This window comes from Streptomyces sp. NPDC001292 (assembly GCF_042896465.1).
Classification (GTDB): Bacteria; Actinomycetota; Actinomycetes; order Streptomycetales; family Streptomycetaceae; genus Streptomyces.
Window position 1 is genome coordinate 22,201 of sequence record NZ_JBIAXG010000003.1, and the last position, 20,451, is coordinate 42,651.

Consider the following 20,451-nt stretch of genomic DNA (forward strand, 5'->3'; position numbering starts at 1 on the left):
AAGGCTAGACAGACAGACGGCCTTCATTAGACTGGTTCTGCCGCTCGTTCTCCTGCGGTGTCGCCTGGTATGCCCCCGCATGCCGGGGTACGTCTGATATTGCCCCACATTCTCTGAGCCAAGGACCGTGATCGACGTGAAGGTCGGCATCCCCCGCGAAGTCAAGAACAACGAGTTCCGGGTGGCCATCACCCCCGCCGGCGTGCACGAACTCGTGCGTAACGGCCACCAGGTCGTCGTCGAGCGGAACGCGGGCGTCGGCTCCTCGATCCCGGACGAGGAGTACGTGGCCGCCGGCGCCCAGATCCTCGAGACCGCGGACGAGGTCTGGGCCGGCGCCGACATGGTGCTGAAGGTCAAGGAGCCGATCGCCGAGGAGTACCACCGCCTCCGCAAGGACCAGATCCTCTTCACCTACCTGCACCTGGCCGCATCCAAGGAGTGCACGGACGCCCTGCTGCAGTCCGGCACCACGGCGATCGCCTACGAGACCGTCGAACTCCCGAACCGCGCGCTGCCGCTGCTCGCCCCGATGTCCGAGGTCGCGGGCCGCCTCGCGCCGCAGGTCGGCGCCTACCACCTGATGCGCGCCGTGGGCGGCCGCGGTGTGCTGCCGGGCGGCGTCCCGGGCGTGCCGGCCGGTGAGGCGGTCGTCATCGGCGGTGGCGTCTCCGGCTGGAACGCCGCGCAGATCGCCATCGGGCTGGGCTTCCACGTGACCCTGCTCGACAAGGACATCAACAAGCTCAAGGAGGCGGACCGGATCTTCGGCACGAAGATCAAGACCGTCGTCTCCAACGCCTTCGAGCTGGAGAAGGCCTGCCTGGAGGCCGACCTCGTCGTCGGCGCCGTGCTCGTCCCGGGCGCCAAGGCCCCGAAGCTGGTCAGCAACGAGCTGGTGTCCCGGATGAAGGCCGGAAGTGTCCTTGTCGACATCGCGATCGACCAGGGCGGCTGCTTCGAGGACTCCCACCCGACCACGCACGCCGAGCCGACCTTCAAGGTCCACGAGTCGGTGTTCTACTGCGTCGCCAACATGCCGGGCGCGGTGCCCAACACCTCCACCTACGCGCTGACCAACGCCACGCTGCCGTACATCGTCGAACTCGCCAACCGCGGCTGGGCGGAGGCGCTGCGCCGTGACCCGGCGCTGGCCAAGGGCCTCAACACCCATGACGGCAAGGTCGTTTACCGCGAGGTCGCGGAGGCGCACGGCCTGGAGCACGTCGCGCTGGAGTCCCTGCTCGGCTGAGCGGGTCGCCAAGTCGCCAAGGTGTGAAAGGCGATACGTCAACACGTGTCGTCAACCTCGCACGACCGGCCGGACCTTGTCCCACAAGGTCCGGCCGGATGTGTGTATGGTCACTTCGCCGCACTCGGTCAACTCGCCTCGAACGCAACCATTCGACCGATTCACGCACCGGTGAAACCTGCCGTGCGACGGTCGTACGCCCTTGACAGAGGGATGTTCCATTACCGACACATCGGGCCGGGTCCGGCGGATTGTGTTGCTGCGGACCGCCGACACGCCATAGAGTCGCCAATCGTCGGCATGGTGCCACGCTGACCTGTCTAGAAGTTCCCTGGTCACCAAGGAGGTAAGACGACTTGTGAATGAGTCGACATTTTCTCCCGGGGGTGGTCAACCAGGAATGCCTGCGCCGGGCCAGGGCCCCACGCGGCTCGAGGCTGTCGGCTCCGTCGCTGTGCGCACCTTCGCAGCCCACCAGAGTCACCGGACATCAGGAGTGACTCAGCCAGCACCCCCAAGCATGGATGGCCATCACGTGAACGCCATGGCCGGCGACGGAAGTGGCGCGCCCCACAACCACTTCGCCGACTACGACGAACTGCCCGACGGGCACTTCTACGACCCCGACGCCGAGTACGAGCCCGACCCCGAGTACGCGGCCACGCTCGCGCCCGACGCGGCCCGCCAGCGCCGTGAACGCATCGGCCCGACCGGACGCCCGCTGCCGTACTTCCCGATCCCTGGTCCGCTGACCGACCACGGCCCCGCGAAGATCATCGCGATGTGCAACCAGAAGGGTGGCGTCGGCAAGACCACGTCGACCATCAACCTGGGTGCCGCGCTCGCGGAGTACGGCCGCCGGGTGCTGCTCGTGGACTTCGACCCGCAGGGCGCGCTGTCGGTGGGTCTCGGCGTCAACCCCATGGAGCTCGACCTCACCGTCTACAACCTGCTCATGGAGCGGGGCATGTCCGCGGACGAGGTCCTGCTGAAGACGGCGGTCCCCAACATGGACCTGCTGCCCAGCAACATCGACCTGTCGGCCGCCGAGGTCCAGCTCGTGAGCGAGGTCGCCCGAGAGTCGACGCTTCAGCGCGCGCTGAAGCCGCTGATGGACGACTACGACTACATCGTCATCGACTGCCAGCCCTCGCTCGGCCTGCTCACCGTCAACGCCCTCACGGCCGCCCACAAGGTGATCGTGCCGCTGGAGTGCGAGTTCTTCGCGCTGCGCGGTGTGGCACTGCTGACCGAGACCATCGAGAAGGTCCAGGAGCGCCTCAACCCGGAGCTGGAGCTCGACGGGATCCTGGCCACGATGTACGACTCGCGCACCGTGCACAGCCGTGAGGTGCTCGCGCGTGTCGTCGAGGCGTTCGACGACCACGTTTACCACACGGTCATCGGACGCACGGTCCGCTTCCCGGAGACCACGGTCGCCGGTGAGCCGATCACCACGTACGCCTCCAACTCCGTCGGTGCCGCCGCCTACCGCCAGCTCGCCAGGGAGGTGCTCGCCCGGTGTCACGCCGAGTGAGTCTGCCGGGGGCCGACGAACTGTTCCGTACGACAGGGGGAATGGCGCTCCAGCCGTCCACTCCCCGACGCCAGGCAGGCGGCGAGGCCCGGGTGCCCGCCCCCGCGGCGGAGGGCGACACGGCCGCCTCGGCGGAGGACGCGCCGCAGTCGGTGCCCGCGCAGGGCGGCGACGGAGAGGGCGCGGAGCACGTGGCGGTCGAGGCGGGACCGACGGACGCGGGCGAGTCCCGCAGCCGGTCCACGACCGCGGAGCGCCCGGCGCGGCGCTCGGCGGCGGCGCAGGAAGGTTCTGCCGCCGCGCAGCCGCGCAAGCGGGGCCGGGGCGCGGCGCGCCGGCCCAGCGGACGGGAACGGCACGACGAGAAGATCACCGTGTACGTTTCCGCCGAGGAGCTCATGGACCTCGAGCACGCCCGTCTGGTGCTCCGCGGCGAGCACGGACTCGCCGTGGACCGCGGGCGCGTCGTCCGCGAGGCGGTCGCCGTGGTGCTGGCCGACCTGGAGTCCCGGGGCGAGGCGAGCATCCTGGTACGGCGGCTGCGCGGCCGTTAGCCGTCCGCGCGGGCGGTAAGCGGTAGCCTGCGACGGCCATGACCTCGAACGACGCTCCCACCCCCACCGGCCGCAGACGCGCCCTCGGCCGCGGCCCGGGAACGGCATCCCCCTCCCCGGCTCACCCACCCGCACCGCCCGCGGACGAGCGTCCCGAACCACCGGCCGCGTCCCCGGAGCCCACGCCCGCAGCCGCGGCTGCCGAGCCCCCGGCGGATCTCCCCGGGGGAGGGCCGGCGGTCCCGGTCGCCGAAGAGGCCGCCGAGCCCGCGATCGGCGTCGCCGAGGGCGTGACGGCCGAGCCAGGCGGCTCGACCATGCCCCGCGCCGGTTCGGACCGCGGCGGCTCCGGCGCGCCCATCCCGGAGGCCGGCCCGGTGGCCGGAGCTGCTTCGCGGCCGGAGGCCGCAGGCGGTTCCCGAACGGAAGCCGCGGAAGCCGATGAGGGGCGCCGGGCGGAGGCCGCGCCGGGGCCTGGAGCTCCTTCCCAGTCGGCGGTCGCATCCGATTCGCGGGCCAAGGCCCGCGTTGCCCTCGGACCAGAGGGCGGTGGAAGGCGCCGGGCGGAGACTGTGCCGGGGCCTGCGGCTTCCACGCAGTCGGCGGTCGCAGGGGCGGAGGCTCGTGCCTCTTTCGCGGCGGAAGCCGATGAGGGGCGCCGGGCGGAGGCCGCGCCGCGGCCCGGGGCTGTGGTCGATGTGGGGCCGCGGTCGGCGGGGGCCGACGACGGGGCCGGTGGGACCGGGGACGGGGCTGTCGGTGACGGGGTGTTCAAGGTTCGGCTGGCCAACTTCGAGGGGCCCTTCGATCTGCTGCTCCAGTTGATCTCGAAGCACAAGCTCGATGTCACCGAGGTGGCCCTGTCCAAGGTCACCGACGAGTTCATGGGGCACATCCGGGCCATGGGGCCCGACTGGGACCTTGACCAGACGACCGAGTTCCTGGTCGTGGCCGCCACCCTGCTCGACCTCAAGGCGGCCCGGCTGCTGCCCGCGGCCGAGGTGGAGGACGAGGCCGACCTGGCACTGCTCGAAGCACGCGACCTGCTGTTCGCCCGGCTGCTCCAGTACCGCGCGTACAAGCAGATCGCCGACATCTTCAGCCACCGGCTGGACGAGGAGGGCCGACGCCACCCCCGTACCGTCGGGCTGGAGCCCCACCACGCCGAGCTGCTGCCCGAGGTCGTCATCAGCATCGGCGCGGCGCGCTTCGCCGAACTCGCGGTCAAGGCGATGCAGCCCAAGCCCAAGCCGCAGGTGTACGTCGACCACATCCACGCGCCGCTGGTCAGCGTGCAGGAGCAGGCGGGAATCGTGATCGCCCGGCTGCGGGAGCTCGGTGAGGCGGGCTTCCGGGAGCTGGTGGCGGACACCGACGACACGCTCACCGTCGTGGCGCGCTTCCTCGCCCTGCTGGAGCTGTACCGCGAGAAGGCCGTGGCCCTGGACCAGGAGACCGCCCTCGGCGAGCTGATCGTGCGCTGGACCGGCGGGGACGGGGACGAGACGCCCACGGTGACGGACGAGTTCGACCGCCCGCCCGAGGTGACGGAGGAGCCCGAGGAGCCCAAGGAGGAGAAGAAGGCGTGAGCGAGGAGACCACCGACCCGTCCGCGGGCCCGGCCACCGTCGCCGGCCTCGACCTCAAGCCGGCCCTGGAGGCCGTCCTCATGGTCGTGGACGAGCCCGCGACCGAGGAGCACCTGGCGAAGATCCTTCAACGGTCCCGCCGGCAGATCGCGGACGCGTTGCGCGAACTGGCCGACGAGTACACCGTGCAGGGACGCGGCTTCGAGCTGCGGCTGATCGCCGGCGGCTGGCGTTTCTACACCCGTCCCGAGTACGCGGCCGCCGTCGAGGGCTTTGTGCTGGACGGCCAGCAGGCCCGGCTCACCCAGGCCGCCCTGGAGACCCTCGCCGTGGTCGCCTACCGCCAGCCGGTCAGCCGCAGCCGCGTCTCGGCCGTCCGCGGAGTCAACTGCGACGGCGTCATGCGCACCCTGCTCCAGCGCGGTCTGGTCGAGGAGGCGGGCGCGGAACCCGAAACAGGTGCGATCCTGTACAGGACGACGAACTACTTCCTGGAGCGGATGGGCCTGCGCGGTCTGGACGAACTCCCGGAGCTCGCGCCCTTCCTCCCGGAGGCGGAGGCGATCGAGGCCGAGACCCAGGAGGGCGTACCGTCGTTCGACCCGGACGCTCCCGATGACGCGCCGGGCGCAGACGGCGACCACACGACGAACACGACGACGGAACTTTGATGCGAAGCAGCGGCAGCGGCAGGAACGGCGGGCGCGGCAACCACCGCGGTGCCGGCAACAACAGGGACGAGCGGCAGGGGCAGGGCCGCCCCCGCAAGCCCCGACCCGAGGAGCGCCGCTACGACGTCGGCCCCGGCGCGACGAAGGACGGCCCCAAGTCCGGGCGCGGCGGATCCGCGCGCGGTGGCGCCAAGGGCGGCCCCAACCAGTCCCAGCAGCGCGGCCGTACGGCTCCGGCCCGCTCCCGCGAGTACGAGACGCGGATCGAGGAGCGCAACCGCGAGCGGTACGCCGGCAAGAAGGACGTCAAGCTGCCCAAGACCTTCCCGGGCGCCGAGCAGGAGGGCGAGCGACTGCAGAAGGTGCTCGCCCGCGCGGGATACGGTTCGCGGCGCGCCTGCGAGGAGCTGATCGAGCAGGCCCGGGTCGAGGTCAACGGCGAGATCGTCCTGGAGCAGGGCCGCCGGGTCGACCCGGAGAAGGACGAGGTCAAGGTCGACGGACTGACCGTGGCCACGCAGTCGTACCAGTTCTTCTCGCTGAACAAGCCCGCCGGTGTCGTCTCCACCATGGAGGACCCGGAGGGCCGCCAGTGCCTCGGTGACTACGTCACCAACCGCGAGACGCGCCTCTTCCACGTCGGCCGGCTCGACACCGAGACCGAGGGCGTGATCCTGCTCACCAACCACGGCGAGCTGGCGCACCGGCTGACCCACCCGAAGTACGGCGTGCGCAAGACCTACCTCGCGCACATCGTCGGCCCCATCCCGCGGGACCTGGGCAAGAAGCTCAAGGACGGCATCCAGCTGGAGGACGGCTACGCGCGCGCGGACCACTTCCGGGTCGTAGAGCAGACCGGCAAGAACTACCTCGTGGAGGTCACCCTCCACGAGGGCCGCAAGCACATCGTGCGCCGCATGCTCGCCGCCGCGGGCTTCCCGGTCGACAAACTCGTCCGCACCGCCTTCGGCCCCATCACCCTGGGCGACCAGAAGTCCGGCTGGCTCCGCCGCCTGTCGAACACCGAGGTCGGCATGCTGATGAACGAGGTCGACCTCTAGTCCCTCCAGGCCCTTCAGGCCCCTCCAGGTGGCCCCGGCCGCGTCCGGGCGGACGGCTCAGACGCCTCCCTGGCAGGCCGACGCGTGGCGGACACGGCGCAGGAAGTCCGCCACGCGTCGGTGATCGGGCTCCGCGGGGAGCGGGGTGCGGTCGGCGGCCCGTTCGGTCTCGGCGGCCAGGCGGGCCATCCAGGACTCGACCTCGGGCCACGGGACCTCGCCCCGCCTCACCTTCAGGAGCGGTTCGCGCCGGTCGCCGACATCGACCGTCAGCGTGCCCGTGCGCAGCAGGTCGCGGGCGCTGGTCAGCAGGCGCAGCAGGTGCATCGCGTGCTTCCAGCGCGGGGCGCCGTGCGTGCGGACATCGGCCTCGAGCTTCCTGCGCTGACTCAGCGCGTAGCGGGTGAACGTCTCGCACACCTGCCGGGAGAGGAACGCGCCGCGCAGGGACAGCAGTTCGCGGCCGGTGTGGTCCACGTGCTCCACCAGGGGCGAGTGCAGGCATTCCAGGACGCTGGGGTTCGCGCGCAGCGCCAGCGCGCAGAAGCGCTCCAGCTCCCAGCTGAACTGCTCATCGAGGGGCCCCTCCACATGCGTCGGCGGCTTCTCGAAGCTCCAGAACAGGGGAGTGGGCGCGACGAACACGCCCCTGCGGTCCGTGTCGCTCTCGTCCGTCGCCAGCCCAAAGGCCCGCGACCCCATGACACAGGCGTAGATGGTGTGGTCACGCACCAGGTCCTCGGGCTGCATGCCCGGGAGCGTACGCGGATCCTCACAGCAGGTGGATGGAATTTCCCTCCACCTTGATCTGCTTGGCGTCCAGCGGGCGGACCGATGGCCCCTGGGCCACCGAGCCGTCGGCGATGCGGAAACTGCTGCCGTGGCAGGGGCAGTCGATCATGCCGTTGGCGACCTTGCCCACCGTGCAGCCCTGGTGCGAGCAGATCGCCGAGAAGGCCTTGAACTCACCCTTCTTCGGCTGGGTGACCACGACCTTCTGCTCCGCGAAGACCTTGCCCCCGCCTTCCGGGATATCGGCCGTGCTCGCCAGCACCGGCCCGGCGGTGGTCCCCTCCGTGGCGCCGGCGGCCGCCGAGGGGTGGGACGTCGCCGAGGGGGAGGTCTCCGAGGCAGGTGACGCCTCGGAGTTGCTGCTGCTGTTGGTGCCGCAGCCGGCCGCCACGAGCGCCACCGCACTCGTGGCGAGAACCGTGCGCCGCGTCGAGCCCTGGGTCATGTCATCACTCCGGGGGTTCCGGGGGAGGGGGAGGAGCTCCGAACGGAGCAGCAGCATCTTCGCATCGAATGCGGTGAAGTCGAAGCAAATCGTGTCAGCGCGCGATAAACCACCCGTTTCCCCTGTCGTCTCAGCGGGCGGGCGCCGCCCACTCCTCCCACGCGGTCTGACCAGTGCCCCGGCAGGCGACGTTCGCCCCGTCGCGACGCCCGGCACGCTCCCCCCGAGCTCTTCGAGCAGGGGGGAGACCCCCACTCGCCGCACCGGGCGAAAGCCCAAGTACGTCCAGTACGAGGACTTTCGGCCGGCACTCCCCCGAGCTCTTCGAGCAGGGGACCCCCAGAGCACGCACCGGACGCCGCTCCTTGACGGGCGAACGTTGCCTGCCGCGGCACTAGGCTGGATGTCCGAGACCCGATTCACCTCAGCAAGGAGCAGCGCCGTGGCGGTACGAGCGGTCCGGGGGGCCGTCCAACTTCAGCGGGACGAGGCCGGCCACATGGACGAGCAGGTCGGGGCCCTGCTCACCGCCGTCCTGGAGCGGAACGGCCTGACCGCCGACGACCTGATCAGCATCTGGTTCACGGCCACCGCCGATCTGCACAGCGACTTCCCGGCCGCCGCGGCCCGCAAGCTCGGCATCGTCGACGTACCGCTGATCTGCGCCCAGGAACTGGACATCGAGGGCGCCATGCCCCGCGTCGTCCGCGTCCTCGCGCACATCGAGTCCGACCTGCCGCGCGCCGAGATCGCGCACGTCTACCTCGGCGCGGCGGCCGCCCTGCGCAAGGACATCGCCCAGTGAGAAACGCACTCGTGATCGGCACCGGGCTGATCGGCACCTCCGCCGCCCTGGCCCTCGCCCAGCGCGGGGTGGTCGTGCACCTCTCCGACCACGACCCGGAGCAGGCCCGCACGGCGGCGGCGCTCGGCGCCGGCACGGACGAGGCCCCGGACGGCCCGGTCGACCTCGCCATCGTCGCCGCGCCGCCGGCGCACGTGGCGGGAGTACTCGCCGACGCCATGCGCCGGGGCGTGGCCCGCGGCTACCTGGACGTGGCCAGCGTCAAGGGCGGCCCGCGCCGTGAGCTTGAGTCGATGGGCCTGGACCTGTCCGCCTACATCGGCACGCACCCCATGTCGGGCCGCGAGAAGTCGGGTCCGCTGGCGGCGACCGGTGACCTCTTCGAGGGCCGCCCCTGGGTGCTCACCCCCACCCGGGACACCGACACCGAGGTCCTCAACCTCGCCCTGGAGCTCGTCTCGCACTGCCGGGCCGTCCCGGTCGTCATGGACGCCGACGCCCACGACCGTGCCGTGGCCCTCGTCTCCCACATGCCCCACCTGGTCTCCAGCCTGGTCGCCGCGCGCCTGAAGAACGCCGAGGAGGCGGCCGTACGGCTGTGCGGGCAGGGCATCAGGGACGTGACCCGGATCGCGGCCTCCGACCCGCGGATGTGGATCGACATCCTGTCCGCCAACCCGGGACCGGTCGTCGATCTGCTCTCCGACATCTCCACCGACCTGGAGGAGGCCGTGCAGGCCCTGCGCGCCCTCCAGTCCTCCGACGAGGCCAAGCGCCGCGAGGGCGCCGCAGGCATCGAGGACGTGCTGCGGCGGGGCAACGCCGGCCAGGTCCGGGTCCCCGGCAAGCACGGGTCCGCGCCGCGGGTGTACGAGGTCGTCGCGGTCCTCATCGACGACCAGCCCGGCCAACTCGCCCGCATCTTCGCGGACGCGGGGCTGGCCGGGGTCAACATCGAGGACGTGCGCATCGAGCACGCCACCGGGCAGCAGGCAGGTCTGGTGCAGCTCATGGTCGAGCCGAAGGCGGCACCGGTCCTCACCTCCGCCCTGCGGGAACGGGGCTGGGCCATCCGCCAGTAAGAGGGCGTCCGGGAAGCCAGTAACCTTGTGCGGGGCGCCCTCGCGCCCCGCACACCACCCGCCACCCTTCACCAGGAAGGTGCCCCGCTGTGGAAAACGGCGCCGCCCGGACCGCCCAGCCCGTGATCGTCGCCATCGACGGCCCCTCCGGCACGGGCAAGTCGAGCACATCGAAGGCCGTGGCCGCGCAGCTCGGCCTGAGCTACCTGGACACCGGTGCCCAGTACCGGGCGATCACCTGGTGGATGGTGACCAACGGGATCGACATGGACGACCCCACCGCGATCGCCGCGGTGGCCGGCAAGCCCGAGATCGTCTCCGGCACCGACCCCGCCCACCCGACGATCACCGTCGACGGCGTGGACGTGGCCGGACCGATCCGCACCCAGGAGATCACCGCCAAGGTCAGCGCGGTCAGCGCCGTACCGGAGGTGCGGACCCGGATCACCGAGCTCCAGCGCTCGCTGGCCATGTCCACCGAGACCGGGATCGTCGTCGAGGGCCGCGACATCGGCACCACCGTGCTGCCCGACGCCGACCTGAAGATCTTCCTCACCGCCTCCCCGGAGGCCCGCGCCGCCCGGCGCAGCGGCGAACTCAAGGGCGCCGACGTCCACACCACCCGCGAGGCCCTGATCAAGCGGGACGCGGCCGACTCCAGCCGCAAGACCTCCCCGCTGGCCAAGGCCGGCGACGCGGTCGAGGTGGACACCACCGAGCTGACGCTGGCACAGGTCATCGAGTGCGTGGTCACCCTCGTCGAGGAGAAGCGGGCCGCGAAGTGAGCCGTCCGGCGGAGCCTGCGGCAAGCCCTCCGTCGGAGCGCGGTGCCGACGTCGGCCGGCGGATCGGCGTCGGGCTGATGTACGGACTGTGGCGCCCGCGCGTGCTGGGTGCCTGGAAGGTGCCCGCCACCGGCCCGTTGATCCTCGCGGTCAACCACGCGCACAACGTCGACGGCCCGATGGTCATGGGCGTGGCACCCCGGCCGGTGCACTTCCTGATCAAGAAGGAGGCGTTCGTCGGCCCGCTCGGCTCCTTCCTGACCGGCATCGGCCAGCTTCAGGTGGACCGGCACGCAGCCGACCGTTCGGCGATCACGCGGGCGCTCGGCGTACTGAAGCAGGGCGGCGTCCTCGGAATCTTCCCCGAGGGCACCCGCGGCGAGGGCGACTTCGCCTCCCTGCGGGCCGGGCTCGCCTACTTCGCGGTCCGCAGCGGTGCCCCGATCGTCCCGGTGGCCGTGCTGGGAAGTTCCGAGCAGCGCGGACGGTTGATAAAGGGGCTGCCTCCGCTGCGCCACCGGGTCGACGTCGTCTTCGGCGACCCGTTCGAAGCCAGCGGCGACGGCGGGCGGCGCACGCGCGGGGCCCTCGACGAGGCGACCGAGCGCATCCAGAAGCAGCTCACCGGCCACCTGGAAAACGCCAGGCGACTGACCGGGCGCTAGGCGACACTTGAGTAGTGGATCACCGCGAACCGGTGGTGGTTCACCGATCACCACGATGAACGACGAGGTACGGACTTCATGAACGACGACATCCAGCCCGACGGCTCGGCCGAGCACGAGTACGAGCACGGGGCGCTCGGCGAGGCCGAGTACGCGGAGTTCATGGAGCTCGCCGCGGAAGAGGGCTTCGACATCGCGGACATCGAGGGCGCCATCGAGGCCGCCGGACACGGCCCGTTGCCCGTCCTCGCCGTCGTCGGCCGCCCCAATGTCGGCAAGTCGACTCTGGTGAACCGCATCATCGGCCGCCGCGAGGCGGTCGTCGAGGACAAGCCGGGCGTCACCCGCGACCGCGTCACCTACGAGGCCGAGTGGGCGGGCCGCCGTTTCAAGGTCGTCGACACCGGCGGCTGGGAGCAGGACGTCCTCGGCATCGACGCCTCCGTGGCCGCGCAGGCCGAGTACGCCATCGAGGCCGCCGACGCGGTGGTGTTCGTCGTCGACGCCAAGGTCGGCGCCACCGACACCGACGAGGCCGTCGTACGGCTCCTGCGCAAGGCGGGCAAGCCGGTGGTGCTGTGCGCCAACAAGGTCGACGGCCCGAGCGGCGAGGCGGACGCCGCGTACCTGTGGTCGCTCGGTCTCGGCGAACCGCACCCGGTCTCGGCGCTGCACGGCCGCGGTACCGGCGACATGCTGGACCGCGTCCTGGAGGTGCTCCCCGACGCGCCGCGCGAGACGTTCGGCGGGGGCGGCATCGGCGGACCGCGCCGCGTGGCCCTGATCGGCCGCCCGAACGTCGGCAAGTCCTCGCTGCTGAACAAGGTGGCTGGCGAGGAGCGCGTCGTCGTCAACGAACTGGCCGGCACCACCCGCGACCCGGTCGACGAGCTGATCGAACTGGGCGGCAAGACCTGGAAGTTCGTCGACACCGCCGGCATCCGCAAGCGTGTCCACCTCCAGCAGGGCGCCGACTACTACGCCTCGCTGCGCACCGCGGCCGCCGTCGAGAAGGCGGAGGTCGCCGTCATCCTGATCGACGCCTCCGAGTCCGTCTCGGTGCAGGACCAGCGGATCATCACCATGGCCGTGGAGGCGGGCCGCGCGCTCGTCATCGCCTACAACAAGTGGGACACCCTCGACGAGGAGCGCCGCTACTACCTGGAGCGGGAGATCGAGACCGACCTCGGGCAGATCGCGTGGGCCCCGCGCGTCAACGTCTCGGCGCGCACCGGACGGCACGTGGAGAAGCTGGTCCCGGCGATCGAGACGGCGCTGGCCGGCTGGGAGACCCGGGTGCCGACCGGCCGCCTCAACGCCTTCCTCGGCGAGCTGGTCGCCGCCCACCCGCACCCGATCCGGGGCGGCAAACAGCCGCGCATCCTGTTCGGCACCCAGGCCGGCACCAAGCCGCCGCGGTTCGTGCTGTTCGCCTCCGGGTTCATCGAGGCCGGCTACCGGCGGTTCATCGAGCGACGGCTGCGTGAGGAGTTCGGCTTCGACGGGACGCCGATCCACATCTCGGTGCGGGTGCGCGAGAAGCGCGGCGCGAAGAGGAAGTAGCGGCGACGGCGAAGGGGCGGCCCCGAACAGGGGCCGCCCCTTCGCCGTCGAGCGGATCAGATTCCTCGGCGCGGAGCGGGCGGCAGGGCCGCCGGAACGTGGTGCATCCCGGTCTCCTGCCGCCCGATCGTCCCGACCCGCTGCCACTGCGACTGCTGCCGGCCCGTGACATGGCGGGTGCTGTAGGCCCCCAGGCTGTAGGCGCCGTACACGGTGGAACCCGTGTCGTGCGGCAGGTTCCCGAAGGCTACGAAGCCGAGATCCTCCTCGCCGCTGCGGTCGCCGGGCAGGGTCCGGTAGGACTTGACGTACTCGGCGTAGAGCGCGTCGTAGATCGGCGTGGCCGATGGGCCGCCGTGAGGATCCTGGGGCGCCCGCGCGGAGGGGATCGGCGGGTAGGACTGGCGGCGGGGAACGTCATATGCGTGCACGTATCTCCAAACGACCCCGAACCGGAAGAGATGCGGCTCAGGTCCCGGCGAGCGGCAGCGTCGCCGCGACCAGCCTTCCGCCCGCCGCGGCCTTGTCCAGCGCGTCCCGCAGCAGGTCCTCCCGCGGCTGACGGCCGATGGACCCGACCGGCGCGGCGAACATGATCACCTGCTGGTGCTTGTTGGCGGCCGCCCGCCAGCCGTCGGTGACCTGGAGCGGCTGGTGTGCCTGCCACCAGGCCACCGGCTGCCCGCCGTTGCCCTGGGGCTGGAGGACGGCGTGCAGCTGACCCGTGGCGAGCAGCACCGACCAGCCGTGCAGCACGGGTGGCACGCCGGCGAGTTCGGTCACCGGGACGTAGCCCTGCTCGATGAGCAGCGGCAGGAACTCGTCGCCGGTGCCGAGCGAGCCCGGCCGCATGATGGGCGCGGTCGGCTCGACGACCAGGGCGGGGTGCAACTCCCCTGCGATCAGGACGAGTCCGCTGGTCACCCCGAGCACGGCCTGCTCCGGCACCACCTTCTGGGGCACGGCCTGCTCAGCCGCGCTCCACTGGGGCGGGGCCTGCTCAGCCGCGCTCCACTGGGGCGGGGCCTGCTCCGGCACCCTGCCGGAGGGGTTCGTGTCCGCGTTGATGGAGCGGACCGCGCCCCGCAGCTGCTCCTCGGTGACCTGGACGACCTGGGAGGGCAGGCAGGTGGCGTGGGCGAAGGCGAGGACGGCGGTCTCGTCCCCGACGAACAGGACGGTGCTGGTCCGCTCCTGTTCGGAGTCGCCGGGGGTGCGGCAGGACGTGCAGTCGTAACTGCCCGGGGCGTTCTGTCCGGCGAGCAGCCGGTCGGCTTCTTCGTCGCCGATCTCGGCGCGTACGGCGTCGCTGACGTCGAGCATGCGCGGCACGGGTGGCTCCCTCGGGATGCGGTGCGTGGCGGAGCCGGGTGGCTCCCGGCCCATGAACCAGGAGGGACCCGGCTCATGAAGAAGACAACGGGCGATCTGTGGCGGGAGTCACGCCCTCCGGCGAACGGAATCCAACCATCCCGTGCGGAGGGTGACGTCCGGTGCGGAATCCGGCACTCACGGTCAACTCCCCGCAACTGCAACGGGGTTGGGTGGGTGAAGTGAGTCACAGATCGTCGGTGTCGGTGGTCGAAAAATCAGGAAATCAGCGAATGAAGTGGGTGGCCGAAAAGAGACGATACCACCGGTAACGGCGAACTGGCCTGGCAGAACGGGCAGTTGGTTGATCCGGGCTCCGCCCGCTCCTTACATTCCTCAGCCGTGTGCAGCGAGCACCGCTCGGGTACGTCCGCCGACCGCACCGGGCCGAGCACGGCTCGGCACGACCTCGTGCGGCGGACGGGGCGAGCGCGCCGACCGCGTCCACGCGCGGCGGGCGCGCCCCGCCTGGGGGACCCCGAGTCCTTCGAGAGGGATCCATATGTCCGAATGTGCCGACAAGAGCCACGACACCACGCGCGACAACGCCCGCAGGGGACGGACGACGGCGGCTCTCGCCGGGGCGGCCCTGCTCGCCCCGCTCGGGCTGCTGGCCGCCACCGGCAACGCCCACGCGGCGGACGGCGGCGTGTGGGACCGCATCGCCCGGTGCGAGAGCGGCGGCGACTGGCACATCAACACCGGCAACGGCTACTACGGCGGGCTCCAGTTCGCCGCCGGCACCTGGCGCGCCCACGGCGGCACGGCCTACGCGCCCACCGCCGACCGGGCCTCCAGGGCCCAGCAGATCGCCGTCGCCACCAGGGTCCAGCAGGCCCAGGGCTGGGGCGCGTGGCCGGTCTGCTCGGCCCGGGCCGGGGCGTACGGCAGCGCACCCGCGGCCGGATCGGGTACGGCGAGGACGGCGACGACCGGATCGGCGCACAGCACACACAAGCCGGCGAACAAGCCGGTCCAGGAGGGCGGTCGGCAGAAGGCACGGGAGGCGGCTACGCCGCCGCGGCCGTCGACGGCGCCGGCGCGCGAGGCGGGCCACACGAACCGCGGTGCCTCCCACGGCGAGTACACCGTGCGCGCGGGCGACACGCTGAGCGGTATCGCCGCCCGGCACGGGACCACCTGGCAGTGGCTCCACTCCGTCAACAGGTCCGTCATCGGCGATGATCCCGACCTGATCGTGCCCGGTCAGCGCCTCCAGCTCTGAGCCGCTCCGGCCCACACCACGGATAGCGGGCCCCGTCCGGTCCGCCGACCGGGCGGGGCCTGCCGCCGTCCGGCCAGGCGCTCACGCGGGCGGCGGAACCGGAATTCCCATGCCGTGTCAGCTCCGGGAACCGCCGCGGATTCTGAATGTGCGCGCGCCCCGGCGAGGTTCGGAAACGCTTCTCACGGCGCATTCGGCCGGAGTTTCCCGGGCGGTGTTCCGGCCGGTGGGAATTGCGTTCGCACGACCGCGGAAGAGGGGCGGAACCGCCCATACGTGTGACGGAGTGACACCCTTCCGGAGGCCCGGGCCTGTGACAGTAATGTGACAGGAGGGGGTGGAGTGACCCCAGTGAGGCCACGTGCCGGGGCGGGCTTTCCCCGCAGCGGGCCGGCACCTAGCGTGGCGGTATGGCACCGATTCCCACTCCGCCGGCGGAACCCCAGGACAACCCCGACGCATACGTCGGCCTCGAGGCCGGACAGGCCGAACGGCTCGCGCGCGAACGGGGCTGGAGCACGGTCCGGTCACTGCCGCCGGGCGCGATCATCACCATGGAGTACTTGTTCGGACGGCTGAACTTCGAGGTCAGGGACGGCCGCGTGGCACGGGCCTGGAAGGGCTGAACCGCCGCCGGGGCTCCCGGCCCCCGCGGCGGCCCGTCGTCAACTGCCCGTCAGGGGCGGGCCGCCGAGGCCGTGCCGCGCGGGACGCGGTCGGGGTGCGGCGGTCTGCGGCTCCCGGCCGGGGTGACCGGAGTGCGGTCAGAACGGCTCGTGTGCCGGCCCGGGGCGAGGTGGGGCGGTGTCCGGGACGTGCGTCCGGCGCCCACCGTCTCGCGGGCCGCCGGGGTCTCGTCCGATACGGAGGCGCGTGGGGTGAGCACGACGGGGGCGCCGACGGGTGCGGCGGGTGCGGCGGGTGCGGGCACCGGTGTCCGGCGGCCGAGACGGGCGCGCCAGCGGTCGCGCAGGTCGAACAGGGCGACCTCGGCCCGGGCGATCAGCGGCTCGAACCACGGCAGCGCCAGCAGGATCAGCAGCCCCGCGGCCCAGCCGAGGAGCACGTCGCTCAGCCAGTGCGTACCCAGGTAGACCGTGGTCAGGCCGACGCCGAGCGCCGTCACCGCGGACAGCGCCGACAGCCAGCGGCGCGCTCTCGGGGTGGAGGCCAGATAGGCCAGGATGCCCCAGGTCACCACGGCGTTGGCGGTGTGGCCGCTGGGGAATATATCGCCGCCCAGGCCCATCTCGTTCGAGCCGATGACGGTCGCGTAGTGCGGTCCCAGACGCCCCATGCCGATCTTCGCGGCGCCGACCGTGACGTTGAGCAGCAGCAGCGAGGTGGCGAGGGTCAGCAGCGGGCGCAGCGTGTGCTGCCGCCACGACCGCCAGCCCAGCCACGCGGAGACCATCACGGCCGTGGGGCCGCGCTGGCCGAGCACCACGTAGTAGTCGAGGAACGCGTGGATCTGCGGCCACTGCTGGTACGGCCGGAAGAACATGACCTGCCAGTCGAGCCGGACCAGCCACGAGGTGGTGACCACGGCCCAGACGATCGACAGGTAGAAGGCCAGGGTCGCCGAGAAGAGCACGAACCGGTGGCGGCTCATTCGCGGCGTGTCGATGTGCGCCGGCCGTTGCGGCTCACGGTCCAGCCTGGCGAACACCCGGTCCAGGCGGGTGAGGGTTCGTTCGGTACGCACCCAATCGACGTTACAGCGAGTGAGCTGTGTTCCCGGACGAAGCACGTGTTTTGTGATGACGACGTGATGTGGGATTGCTCTCAACGGGGCTTTATATTCACGGAATCCGCAATCACGGCCGAACCCGTCCGGCATTTCCTTTGATCATTCCGCTGGACACTTATGCGGCGCTTATGAATGCGTTAACCGAACGCCCGGATGGAATTCCGTGCGCCCTCGGCCGGTCGGAGCCGGTCACGGGGGACCGGAGCCGTTCAGCCAGAACGCCCCGTAGAGCGCCGAGGCCACCGCGACGCCGCCCACGATCAGCGCCGACCGGGCCACGCGCGGCCGGGCGAGGGCCGACGCGAGCGGCAGCAGCAGCGGGAAGGCGGGCAGCAGCAGACGCGGCTTGGAGCCGAAGTAGCTCGACGCGCACAGGGCGAGTGCGGTCACGACACCCGAGTACACCAGCAGCGCGAGCGGCTGCCGCTGCCGTACGCCCGTGACGTACAGCCAGATGACCCCGGCGGTCCCGGCGATCAGCCCGATCCCGGCGAGGGCCGAGGGGAAGGACGTGAACTTGTCGGCGACGAAGCGGGCGAAGGCGTACCCGCCGTCGAAGCCGTTGCGCCAGCCGGCCTGGACGTCGAGGTACCCGAAGGGTCCCTTGCCGGTGCGGTGGCCGACCCACAGGACGTAACCGGCGGCGCCGAGCGGGGCGAGCGCCATGCCGAGCAGGCGGCGGGCGGTGGCGTGTCCGGGGACGGCCGGGGCGCGGCGCGCGTCCCGTGCGCCGTCCGCCGCCATCGCGCTCCGGCCTCCCGCGAACGAGGCGAGGGCCGCGGCCCACACCGCCGCGACCACCGCGAGACCCACCGGCCGGGTCAGTCCCGCCAGCAGGGCCAGGGTGCCCGCCGTCACCCAGCGGCCGGTGAGCACGGCGTACAGCGCCCAGGCGGCGAGCGCCGTGAACAGCGACTCGCTGTAGGCCATCGACTGCACGATCCCGACCGGCAGCACCGCCCACAGCAGCGCGGCCCAGACGCCGACCCGGGGGCCGTACACGTGGTCGGCCACCGCGAAGATCCCCCAGGCCGCGGCGAGCGAGGCCGACAGGCTGACGGCGAAGCCCGCGTCGGCGTACGACAGCGGGCTCACCGCGGCGAGCAGCCGCTCCAGCCAGGGCAGCAGCGGGAAGAAGGCCAGGTTCGAGTGCACGTCCCCGTTCGGCAGGCGTACCTCGTAGCCGTAGCCGAGCCCGGCCACCCCGGCGTACCAGAGCGAGTCCCAGCGGGCGGTCAGCAGCGTGTACCAGCTCTTGCCGCGCTGGGCACTCCACAGCGCCAGGGTGATCAGGCCCAGAGCGCGCACGGAGGCATACCCGAGGAGCGCCGGGGCAGCCCGGCGCAGGGCCCCGGCACGTGCCACTGCCACGTGCGTCGCAAGATCGTTCACGGACTCGATTATCGGCGCTGCCGGGAACCGGAACGGCCACCGGGGCACGCTCACAGGCGACTGACAGGGGACTCACGGCAAAGGGAGTGGCGTACGCCACACGGGTTGAGCGCGTGCTCTGAGAGGTGAGCCACGCGTCATCCGGGCGAATGCGCGTACTCTGACGTGTCACTCGCATGTCGTCGCGCAGGTCGGGAGCCACCGCTCCGCTCCGCTCCGGCCGAGCCGCGGGGAGTCCCCACTCCGCGGGCCGCCGAACGCGAGGGCTCATCTGGGAGGTACGTACATGTCCGGGACGACCGCGGCCGGCGACCGGCTGCGCCGTCGGGCGGCCGGGGCCGGTGCCAACCGCTGGGTCGTCCTGGTCGTCCTCTGCGTCAGCCTGCTGCTGGTGGCGGTGGACGCGACCGTGCTGCACGTGGCGGTGCCCGCGGTCACCGAGGACCTCAGGCCCGGCGCCATCGAACTGCTCTGGATCGTCGACACCTATCCCCTTGTCTGCGCGTCGCTGCTGATCCTGTTCGGCACGCTCGGCGACCGGGTGGGCCGCAGACGGATCCTGCTGCTGGGCTACGCCCTCTTCGGCATCGCCTCCGCCGTGGCGGCCTTCGCCCCCAACCCCCAGATGCTGATCTCCGCGCGGGCGCTGCTCGGCGTCGGCGGCGCGATGATCATGCCGGCCACGCTGTCGCTCCTGCGGCAGGTGTTCCCGGACCGGCGCGAGCGGGCGCTGGCGATCGGGATCTGGAGCGCGGTCGCCGCGGTGGGCGCGGCGGTCGGGCCGCTGCTCGGCGGCTTCCTGCTCGAGCACTTCTGGTGGGGGTCGGTCTTCCTCGTCAACATCCCGCTGATGCTGGTCAGCCTGCCGGTGGGCCGGTTGCTGCTGCCCGAGTCGACCGGCGACCGGGACGGGCCCTGGGACGTGGTCGGCGCGTTGCTGGCGGCGGCCGGACTGTTCGGTGTGGTGCTGGGCGTGAAGCGGCTCGGCGGCGGGGAGACGGCGCTGAGCGCGCTCACCGTGGGGCCGCTGGTGGTCGGCACGGCGCTGCTGGTGATGTTCGTACGGCGGCAGCGGCGGCGGACGCATCCGCTGGTGGACCTCAGGATGTTCGCGCGCCCGGCGTTCAGCACGTCGGTGGGCTGCATCGTGCTGGCCATGCTGGCGCTGGTCGGGCTCGAACTGATCGCGGCTCAGTACCTGCAACTGGTGCTCGGGCTGTCGCCGCTCGCCACGGGGCTGCGGCTGCTGCCGCTGACGTTCGCCGCGATGGCGGCCGGACTGACCGGGGCGCGGATGCTGCGCAGGCTCGGGCCGCGACGAATGGTGTGCTTCGGGTTCTGCGTGACCGCCGCCGCGGTGGTGGTGCTCACGGCGATGGGCGGCCGGGACAACCCGGGGCTGCTCCTCGCCGGCTTCGCGCTGCTCGGCTTCGGCCTGGAGATGACGCTGTTCGGGGCGTACGAGTCGATGCTGAGCGAGGCGCCGCCGGCGCAGGCGGGCGGAGCGGCGGCGATCGGGGAGACGTCGTACCAGTTGGGCGCGGGGATGGGCATCGCCCTGCTGGGCACGGTGATGAACGCGGCGTACACGCCCGGGCTCGCCGATGTGCCGGGGGTGCCCGCGAAGGCGTCCGGAGCGGCGGCGCACTCGCTGGGGGAGGCGTACGGGGTCGCCGAACAGCTCGGCGGGCCGGTCGGGGCCGCCCTGCGGCGGGCGGCCCGGGACGCCTTCGTGCACGGGCTGCATGTGACGCTGCTGGTGAGTGCGGGGCTGTTGCTGCTGGGGGCGGTGATGGCGCTGCGGCTGCCGCGGGTGATGCACTGTGAGGAGCCGGCGGTCGAACTGCCCGCGCAGCGGGAGGCCGAGCGGCCGCGCGTCTCGGCGTGAGCGCCCTTCCTCTCCCGCGGCGGT

Annotated in this window: 20 protein-coding genes; 14 read left to right on the forward strand and 6 right to left on the reverse strand. The window is 71.9% G+C overall.

Features of this window, described 5'->3' with window-relative positions; translation table 11 throughout:
* The first annotated feature begins 127 nt into the window (after positions 1-127).
* The 6 genes from ald (at position 128) to ACFY4A_RS04955 (ending at position 6,664) form a co-directional block, all read left to right on the forward strand.
* The gene (ald, locus tag ACFY4A_RS04930) at positions 128-1,252 is read left to right on the forward strand and encodes an alanine dehydrogenase (protein WP_390827974.1); all 1,125 of its coding nucleotides are present in this window, start codon (positions 128-130) and stop codon (positions 1,250-1,252) included.
* Between the two features lie 400 nt (positions 1,253-1,652).
* The gene (locus ACFY4A_RS04935; RefSeq protein WP_390827975.1) at positions 1,653-2,789 is read left to right on the forward strand and encodes a ParA family protein; all 1,137 of its coding nucleotides are present in this window, start codon (positions 1,653-1,655) and stop codon (positions 2,787-2,789) included.
* Positions 2,774-3,343, forward strand: a complete 570-nt coding sequence (locus tag ACFY4A_RS04940; RefSeq protein ID WP_390827976.1) for a hypothetical protein — start codon at positions 2,774-2,776, stop codon at positions 3,341-3,343. Before ACFY4A_RS04935 ends, ACFY4A_RS04940 begins: the two co-directional genes overlap by 16 nt.
* A gap of 317 nt (positions 3,344-3,660) precedes the next feature.
* Positions 3,661-4,932 carry a segregation/condensation protein A gene (locus tag ACFY4A_RS04945; protein ID WP_390828262.1) on the forward strand — a complete coding sequence of 424 codons (1,272 nt, stop codon included), beginning with the start codon at positions 3,661-3,663 and terminating at the stop codon, positions 4,930-4,932.
* Positions 4,929-5,603 (forward strand): SMC-Scp complex subunit ScpB, encoded by a 675-nt coding sequence (gene scpB, locus ACFY4A_RS04950; protein WP_390827977.1) that lies wholly within the window; start codon positions 4,929-4,931, stop codon positions 5,601-5,603. The genes ACFY4A_RS04945 and scpB overlap by 4 nt, the downstream gene beginning before the upstream one ends.
* On the forward strand, positions 5,603-6,664 hold the full coding sequence (locus ACFY4A_RS04955; protein WP_390827978.1) for a pseudouridine synthase: 1,062 nt from the start codon (positions 5,603-5,605) through the stop codon (positions 6,662-6,664). Before scpB ends, ACFY4A_RS04955 begins: the two co-directional genes overlap by 1 nt.
* 57 nt (positions 6,665-6,721) lie before the next feature.
* Here the strand turns inward: ACFY4A_RS04955 and ACFY4A_RS04960 are convergent, their stop codons facing one another.
* Together ACFY4A_RS04960 and ACFY4A_RS04965 are read right to left on the reverse strand one after the other, a co-directional pair.
* Positions 6,722-7,414, reverse strand: a complete 693-nt coding sequence (locus tag ACFY4A_RS04960) for a DNA polymerase beta superfamily protein (RefSeq protein WP_390827979.1) — start codon at positions 7,412-7,414, stop codon at positions 6,722-6,724.
* A gap of 22 nt (positions 7,415-7,436) precedes the next feature.
* Positions 7,437-7,901: a Rieske (2Fe-2S) protein gene (locus ACFY4A_RS04965; RefSeq protein WP_390827980.1), complete on the reverse strand. Its 465-nt coding sequence runs from the start codon at positions 7,899-7,901 to the stop codon at positions 7,437-7,439.
* A gap of 442 nt (positions 7,902-8,343) precedes the next feature.
* Here ACFY4A_RS04965 and aroH point away from each other — a divergent pair, with 442 nt between their 5' ends.
* The 5 genes from aroH to der all read left to right on the forward strand — a co-directional run bounded on the left by aroH (position 8,344) and on the right by der (position 12,801).
* A complete protein-coding gene (aroH, locus tag ACFY4A_RS04970) occupies positions 8,344-8,706 on the forward strand; it encodes a chorismate mutase (protein WP_390827981.1) in 363 nt (120 codons plus the stop codon).
* On the forward strand, positions 8,703-9,788 hold the full coding sequence (locus tag ACFY4A_RS04975; RefSeq protein WP_390827982.1) for a prephenate dehydrogenase: 1,086 nt from the start codon (positions 8,703-8,705) through the stop codon (positions 9,786-9,788). Before aroH ends, ACFY4A_RS04975 begins: the two co-directional genes overlap by 4 nt.
* Before the next feature lie 89 nt (positions 9,789-9,877).
* Positions 9,878-10,573 (forward strand): (d)CMP kinase, encoded by a 696-nt coding sequence (gene cmk, locus ACFY4A_RS04980; protein ID WP_390827983.1) that lies wholly within the window; start codon positions 9,878-9,880, stop codon positions 10,571-10,573.
* Positions 10,570-11,238 carry a lysophospholipid acyltransferase family protein gene (locus ACFY4A_RS04985; protein WP_390827984.1) on the forward strand — a complete coding sequence of 223 codons (669 nt, stop codon included), beginning with the start codon at positions 10,570-10,572 and terminating at the stop codon, positions 11,236-11,238. Before cmk ends, ACFY4A_RS04985 begins: the two co-directional genes overlap by 4 nt.
* A 78-nt stretch (positions 11,239-11,316) precedes the next feature.
* Positions 11,317-12,801, forward strand: a complete 1,485-nt coding sequence (der, locus tag ACFY4A_RS04990; RefSeq protein ID WP_390827985.1) for a ribosome biogenesis GTPase Der — start codon at positions 11,317-11,319, stop codon at positions 12,799-12,801.
* Positions 12,802-12,857: 56 nt separating this feature from the next.
* Here der and ACFY4A_RS04995 read toward each other — a convergent pair whose 3' ends face one another.
* Positions 12,858-13,232 (reverse strand): hypothetical protein, encoded by a 375-nt coding sequence (locus ACFY4A_RS04995; protein ID WP_390827986.1) that lies wholly within the window; start codon positions 13,230-13,232, stop codon positions 12,858-12,860.
* 37 nt (positions 13,233-13,269) lie between these two features.
* Positions 13,270-14,133, reverse strand: a complete 864-nt coding sequence (locus ACFY4A_RS05000) for a hypothetical protein (RefSeq protein WP_390827987.1) — start codon at positions 14,131-14,133, stop codon at positions 13,270-13,272.
* Between the two features lie 541 nt (positions 14,134-14,674).
* Between ACFY4A_RS05000 and ACFY4A_RS05005 the strand changes: the two genes are divergently transcribed.
* Together ACFY4A_RS05005 and ACFY4A_RS05010 are read left to right on the forward strand one after the other, a co-directional pair.
* Complete coding sequence (locus ACFY4A_RS05005) at positions 14,675-15,397, forward strand: transglycosylase family protein (protein WP_390827988.1); 723 nt, start codon at positions 14,675-14,677, stop codon at positions 15,395-15,397.
* 410 nt (positions 15,398-15,807) lie between these two features.
* Complete coding sequence (locus ACFY4A_RS05010; RefSeq protein WP_390827989.1) at positions 15,808-16,023, forward strand: I78 family peptidase inhibitor; 216 nt, start codon at positions 15,808-15,810, stop codon at positions 16,021-16,023.
* A gap of 50 nt (positions 16,024-16,073) precedes the next feature.
* Here ACFY4A_RS05010 and ACFY4A_RS05015 read toward each other — a convergent pair whose 3' ends face one another.
* Together ACFY4A_RS05015 and ACFY4A_RS05020 are read right to left on the reverse strand one after the other, a co-directional pair.
* The gene (locus tag ACFY4A_RS05015) at positions 16,074-17,102 is read right to left on the reverse strand and encodes a phosphatase PAP2 family protein (protein WP_390827990.1); all 1,029 of its coding nucleotides are present in this window, start codon (positions 17,100-17,102) and stop codon (positions 16,074-16,076) included.
* Between the two features lie 234 nt (positions 17,103-17,336).
* The gene (locus ACFY4A_RS05020; protein ID WP_390827991.1) at positions 17,337-18,539 is read right to left on the reverse strand and encodes a hypothetical protein; all 1,203 of its coding nucleotides are present in this window, start codon (positions 18,537-18,539) and stop codon (positions 17,337-17,339) included.
* A gap of 286 nt (positions 18,540-18,825) precedes the next feature.
* Here ACFY4A_RS05020 and ACFY4A_RS05025 point away from each other — a divergent pair, with 286 nt between their 5' ends.
* Positions 18,826-20,427 carry an MFS transporter gene (locus ACFY4A_RS05025; protein WP_390827992.1) on the forward strand — a complete coding sequence of 534 codons (1,602 nt, stop codon included), beginning with the start codon at positions 18,826-18,828 and terminating at the stop codon, positions 20,425-20,427.
* Positions 20,428-20,451: the final 24 nt, after the last annotated feature.

What these genes read in the sequence shown, in the direction of transcription:
- ACFY4A_RS04935 (WP_390827975.1), top strand. Translation starts at nt 1,653, where the DNA reads ATGCCTGCGCCGGGCCAGGGCCCCACGCGGCTCGAGGCTGTCGGCTCC.
- ACFY4A_RS04945 (WP_390828262.1), top strand. Translation starts at nt 3,661, where the DNA reads ATGCCCCGCGCCGGTTCGGACCGCGGCGGCTCCGGCGCGCCCATCCCG.
- ACFY4A_RS04955 (WP_390827978.1), top strand. Translation starts at nt 5,603, where the DNA reads ATGCGAAGCAGCGGCAGCGGCAGGAACGGCGGGCGCGGCAACCACCGC.
- ACFY4A_RS04960 (WP_390827979.1), bottom strand. Translation starts at nt 7,414, where the DNA reads ATGCAGCCCGAGGACCTGGTGCGTGACCACACCATCTACGCCTGTGTC.
- ACFY4A_RS04965 (WP_390827980.1), bottom strand. Translation starts at nt 7,901, where the DNA reads ATGACCCAGGGCTCGACGCGGCGCACGGTTCTCGCCACGAGTGCGGTG.
- der (WP_390827985.1), top strand. Translation starts at nt 11,317, where the DNA reads ATGAACGACGACATCCAGCCCGACGGCTCGGCCGAGCACGAGTACGAG.
- ACFY4A_RS05005 (WP_390827988.1), top strand. Translation starts at nt 14,675, where the DNA reads ATGTCCGAATGTGCCGACAAGAGCCACGACACCACGCGCGACAACGCC.
- ACFY4A_RS05010 (WP_390827989.1), top strand. Translation starts at nt 15,808, where the DNA reads ATGGCACCGATTCCCACTCCGCCGGCGGAACCCCAGGACAACCCCGAC.
- ACFY4A_RS05025 (WP_390827992.1), top strand. Translation starts at nt 18,826, where the DNA reads ATGTCCGGGACGACCGCGGCCGGCGACCGGCTGCGCCGTCGGGCGGCC.